Source organism: Binatus sp. (SeqCode), from assembly GCF_050013435.1.
Lineage (GTDB): Bacteria > Desulfobacterota > Binatia > Binatales > Binataceae > Binatus.
The window spans coordinates 1-4,209 of the sequence record NZ_JBEKFG010000132.1 but is presented as its reverse complement, the minus strand read 5'-3'; the positions used below and the strand labels follow the sequence as shown (position 1 = coordinate 4,209).

The following is a 4,209-nucleotide window of genomic DNA, read 5'->3' as shown; positions in this document are numbered from 1 at the left end:
GGCAACAACGGACATTGATCGACACCGGCGCGGAATGGGTCGGTCGTCAATGACCCAAAGCGGTCATGGAACCGTTTAGCGGCGGAGACGACAATTGCGCGTGTGGACCTCAGCACGGATTCGGGCAGTATCGGTCCCGGTCGATAGAGAAGCAGGGCTCTTTATGACGGAAAAGCGATCAGGCTTGCCGGTTCTTGGCTTCGCGGATCAAAGGTCGTTCGAAAGATGGCTCGCGGCTCAACCAGCTGATGCGGTTGGCGTTTGGATTAAGTTCGCCAAGAAGGCGGCGACGAGAGCGAAACTGACGAAAGCACAAGCGATTGACGCTGCGCTCGGTCACGGATGGATCGATGGAAAGCTGGAAAAGTATGACAACCAACACTGGCTTGTTCGCTTCACGCCACGGAAATCGCGCAGCAAGTGGTCGGCGCTGAACCGCAACAGAGCACTGACCCTCATCAAGGAGGGGCGCATGAGACCTGCGGGCTTCGCGCAAATCGAAGCCGCTAAGGCAGATGGTCGGTGGGAGGGCGCCTACGCCCCGGCGAGTCGGGCCGAAGTACCCATCGACCTGCAGAAGGCCCTGGACAACAACCCGAAGGCGTCCGCATTCTTTGCAACATTGAACAGTCGAAATCGCTACGCAATCCTGTACCGAATCGGCAACGTCAAAAAAGCCGAGACGAGGGCGCGCAAGATTGCGGAATTCGTAGCCATGCTGGAGCGTGGCGAAACAATCCACGGGTAGGAAAGATGCTGATTATACTCGCTCGTCCAAGCGCGGTTGCGACACGGCCGGAGAAGTAGCTCGAACCAGGCCAAGTGCTCCAATTAATTGCGCAAGAATTTGTTCGCTCTTGGGGTAGAAGCGGACATCGCGCCGACAGCGATGTTTCGCATTTTGACCCATTTCAGACATTGATGAGCCCGCACGCGCTATCTACCGCGCCGGGCTTCCAGTTCCAACGTGACGAGCCGTGCCAGTAGCGTTGCCGGATAGAGCTGACCGATGATGGCCTCGACGTTGGCAAGACCGCGCGCAAATGGATGCAATGGGACAATGTCGCCATAGCCCACCGACGTTAGAGTCACGAAGCTGAAGTAGATCAAGTTCCCGGCAACAGCGAGATTGTCCTGAAGCGTCCCGATACCGGTGATAGCATTGGGTAGGCGAAGAGCCACAAAGCAAAATAGCGCCGCAAAGATAAGCCCGATATTAAGATATAGGAGGACCGCCCCGATGACGCGATGGAACGTCACCTGTCCCGGCGCGAACACCGCGCGGGCGACCACAATACTTAACGTCAGGCCAGCGATCAGCCAAGCAGCCGCGTCGAGGTAAATATCGACCGCCGAAGGCCGCGTTAACCGCAGCACAGTTGCAAGGATGATCAGGGCGACGGCGACCAGGATGGCTGCAAGTGCAACCCCGCTGCCGGATACAATGAAGACCGCGGCGACGAGCACGAGTCCAAATGCAATGCCAAAGTCATGCGCGGTAACAACGCCCGCGGCTTGAAGCGGCCCGACCACAAACAATAAAATTGCGAGCATGACCGTCAGGGCTGTCAATAACGGATCGCTGTACTGTTCCTGGAGGCGGCGGAATCGTTGTCCGTTCATCTCGAAGTTCCACATTCGAAAGAAAGAGGTCATTCCGAAGGTCGCGAAATGCCCGCTATTGGCCCTTAGCGCCGGACGACGTTTTGATGGCAAACGGTCGTTATCGGAGGCGAAGCGGACACGGACGAGCGTGGGCCCTGACCATCTCAGTCGAGAATGACCCAAAGCGGCTCTTTGCCACCTCCAATTGACGCATTGCAAAAGGTATTATTCGATCACCTCATCGGCTCGTGCGAGCAGCGACGGCGGCACGATGAGACCAAGCGCCTTCGCGGTCTTGAGATTAATCACCAGTTCGTACTTGGTCGGCGCCTGCACTGGTAAGTCGGCGGGCTTCGCGCCTTTAAGGATACGATCGACGTAGCCGGCCGCGCGTTTGTGCGCGTCGAGCGGATCAGGCCCATAGGAGGCGAGGCCCCCAGCCGCGGGGTAGTATCGGAACGGATAGACATTCGGCAGGCGATATCTAGTCGCTAGCGAAATGATCAGGTCGCGATGAGTGAGCGCCGGTTGGCTTGCTGTCACGATCAGGCCACCATTTCGCTCAAGCGCGAATGCGGCGATGGCGCGCTCGATCTTGTCCGGGTCGCGCACGTCGATCGGGCTCAACTCCACCCCAAGTGACGGCGGCGCGAGGGCTTGGATCGCGGCGAACTGGCCGATCCCACCGGCGAATGTTGGATCGCGAAGGACCGCCGCCCGCGTCATGCTGGGCGCAAACTCTTTGAGCACTTCGAGCCATTTTCCACCTAGGCTGTATTCGAACGCGCTAAATCCGGTCGTATTGCCGCCCGGCCGCGCTAGGCTCGCGACGAACCCCGCGCCAACCGGGTCGATGACATTCGCGAACACGATTGGCACGCTGCTAGTAATCCGTTGCAACGCCTCCACACTCGCGCTAGCGGAAGCAAGGATGACGTCCGGCGCGAGTGCGATTAATTCCTCCGCGCCGCGTTTCCACCCGACGTCGAGCCAGCGAGTGTCGATTCGCACGTTGCGGCCGACGGTCCAGTCCAACTGTTGCAGCCCATCGAGAAATGCCCGAGACGGGCTTGCGCCTCCGAATCGGCCTGCGCCCCGACCATAAGCACGCCGATGCGCCGTACGCGCTGCTGCGCCCGCGCCGCAAGCGGCCAGGCGAATGCTGTGCCGCCCAAAGCAGCTATAAATTTCCGCCTTGCGATATTGATCGCCATCGGACCCTCCAGCGGGGGTCACGCGCACTGGATCATTGCGAACGATAGCACGCCCCCATTGGCAGGTCTGCGTCCGACTTCACGGGGGTCCGATGGCGGAAAAGCTCGCTATTTTTCCGCGGTGCGAAGTGACGCGATTGGCCCTTTTCGACGCCCGCCGCGTCGCGCCAATTCGGTAGCGATCAGAGGCATAGCGGAAGTGGCGGGACCGCGCTCCAAACGTCAATAATGACCCAACTGCAACATTTAGCCTGCCTTGGGCGGCTCCAATCGCTGATTGCTCAACCGGCTGGTAGTGGTACAGTTTGAAGGGTGAATCAATGTGGCCGGTAAAGAGTATCGAGCGCCTGGCGCAATGCGAGCGGCTCCGCTACTATCTCGACTGGATCGAGATGGCTTCCGGTGCCGCTGACTATCAGCGTCCCGTAATCGAACAGGCGCCCCACGATGGATTGTTGTATGGCGACGCTTTCGAGTTGCCCGGCACCGATCTCCATTACCCGACGGTCAACAAGACCGCGTTTAACTGCGAAGCGGCGCGTTGTTACCGCAATCTCGGTGGTGACCCGCTTGACCCAGGCGGCGATAAGCGACGCCGCGCCAAGAATAAACAAGGCCGCTCCGTAAAATGCTGCGGCGCCACCGTTCGCAAGGCCGAATATGAACAGCAAATACCCGAAAATGATTACCAGGACTGGGCTGGCATAGATAATCCAGTGCAGGCGCCCGGCGCACAGCACGTGCTCGTCCGGAACAAGCGTGCTTTCGATGTATTTCATCTTATTCCTCGGCAGTTTCGAACTACATCAAAACTTGTTTCGAAAGGATTAATGCTCCAACGCGCTCTTGATCCTGCCCGCATTGTCGGGCCTCGCAACGACCGCGCTCGGCGCTGGCTTCTTTGCGTTGACGATGTTGGACGGCACCTTCACCGCGATGCGCGAAAGCCAGTCGGTCGCGTTCTATGCTTGGCTCTTTTGCTGGTATGTCGTGCAGTATTTCGTCGTCATCTTCTTCAACACCGCGCTGGTCGGCGCCGCTATCGCCGTGCTCGACGGCGACCGGCCGACGGTAGGCGCGGCGCTCAAGCTGGCGCTTAGCCGAATGTCAGTGCCCAGGACCCCGATGGTCGGCAGCTTGCCCGCTTGCTGCGCGCGCGCGGCGAGCGGCCACGCGACCGTCATACCGCCGAGCGCCGATATGAATTCGCGCCTTCCAATATTGATTGTCATGGTGCGAAGTGACGCAATTGGCCCATCACGACATGTATCGACGCGGTCGCTGACGGTCGCTTTCGGGGGATTGTGTTGCAAAACTCAGCTACTTTTTATAACTGGGCTGGCTTTTGAGTTTTGATCGGTTTGTCCCGCTCTGCACTGAGAGCATCTCG

5 protein-coding genes are annotated in these 4,209 nt (G+C 59.0%); 2 read left to right on the top strand and 3 right to left on the bottom strand.

What is annotated here, in order from left to right; translation table 11 throughout:
• The first annotated feature begins 163 nt into the window (after positions 1-163).
• Entirely contained in the window at positions 164-748 is a 585-nt protein-coding gene (locus tag ABSB13_RS16730) for a YdeI/OmpD-associated family protein (RefSeq protein ID WP_428110467.1), read from the top strand.
• Positions 749-936: 188 nt separating this feature from the next.
• On the opposite strand, the gene ABSB13_RS16725 is transcribed toward ABSB13_RS16730, so the two are convergent.
• From ABSB13_RS16725 to ABSB13_RS16715, 3 genes are all read right to left on the bottom strand, one after another.
• Complete coding sequence (locus ABSB13_RS16725) at positions 937-1,716, bottom strand: potassium channel family protein (RefSeq protein ID WP_428110465.1); 780 nt, start codon at positions 1,714-1,716, stop codon at positions 937-939.
• A gap of 114 nt (positions 1,717-1,830) precedes the next feature.
• On the bottom strand, positions 1,831-2,640 hold the full coding sequence (locus ABSB13_RS16720) for an ABC transporter substrate-binding protein (RefSeq protein WP_428110463.1): 810 nt from the start codon (positions 2,638-2,640) through the stop codon (positions 1,831-1,833).
• 496 nt (positions 2,641-3,136) lie between these two features.
• Positions 3,137-3,598 carry a PH domain-containing protein gene (locus tag ABSB13_RS16715; RefSeq protein ID WP_428110461.1) on the bottom strand — a complete coding sequence of 154 codons (462 nt, stop codon included), beginning with the start codon at positions 3,596-3,598 and terminating at the stop codon, positions 3,137-3,139.
• A gap of 133 nt (positions 3,599-3,731) precedes the next feature.
• On the opposite strand from ABSB13_RS16715, the gene ABSB13_RS16710 reads away from it, so the two are divergent.
• Positions 3,732-4,175: a DUF6159 family protein gene (locus tag ABSB13_RS16710; RefSeq protein ID WP_428110469.1), complete on the top strand. Its 444-nt coding sequence runs from the start codon at positions 3,732-3,734 to the stop codon at positions 4,173-4,175.
• The last annotated feature ends 34 nt before the right edge of the window (positions 4,176-4,209 follow it).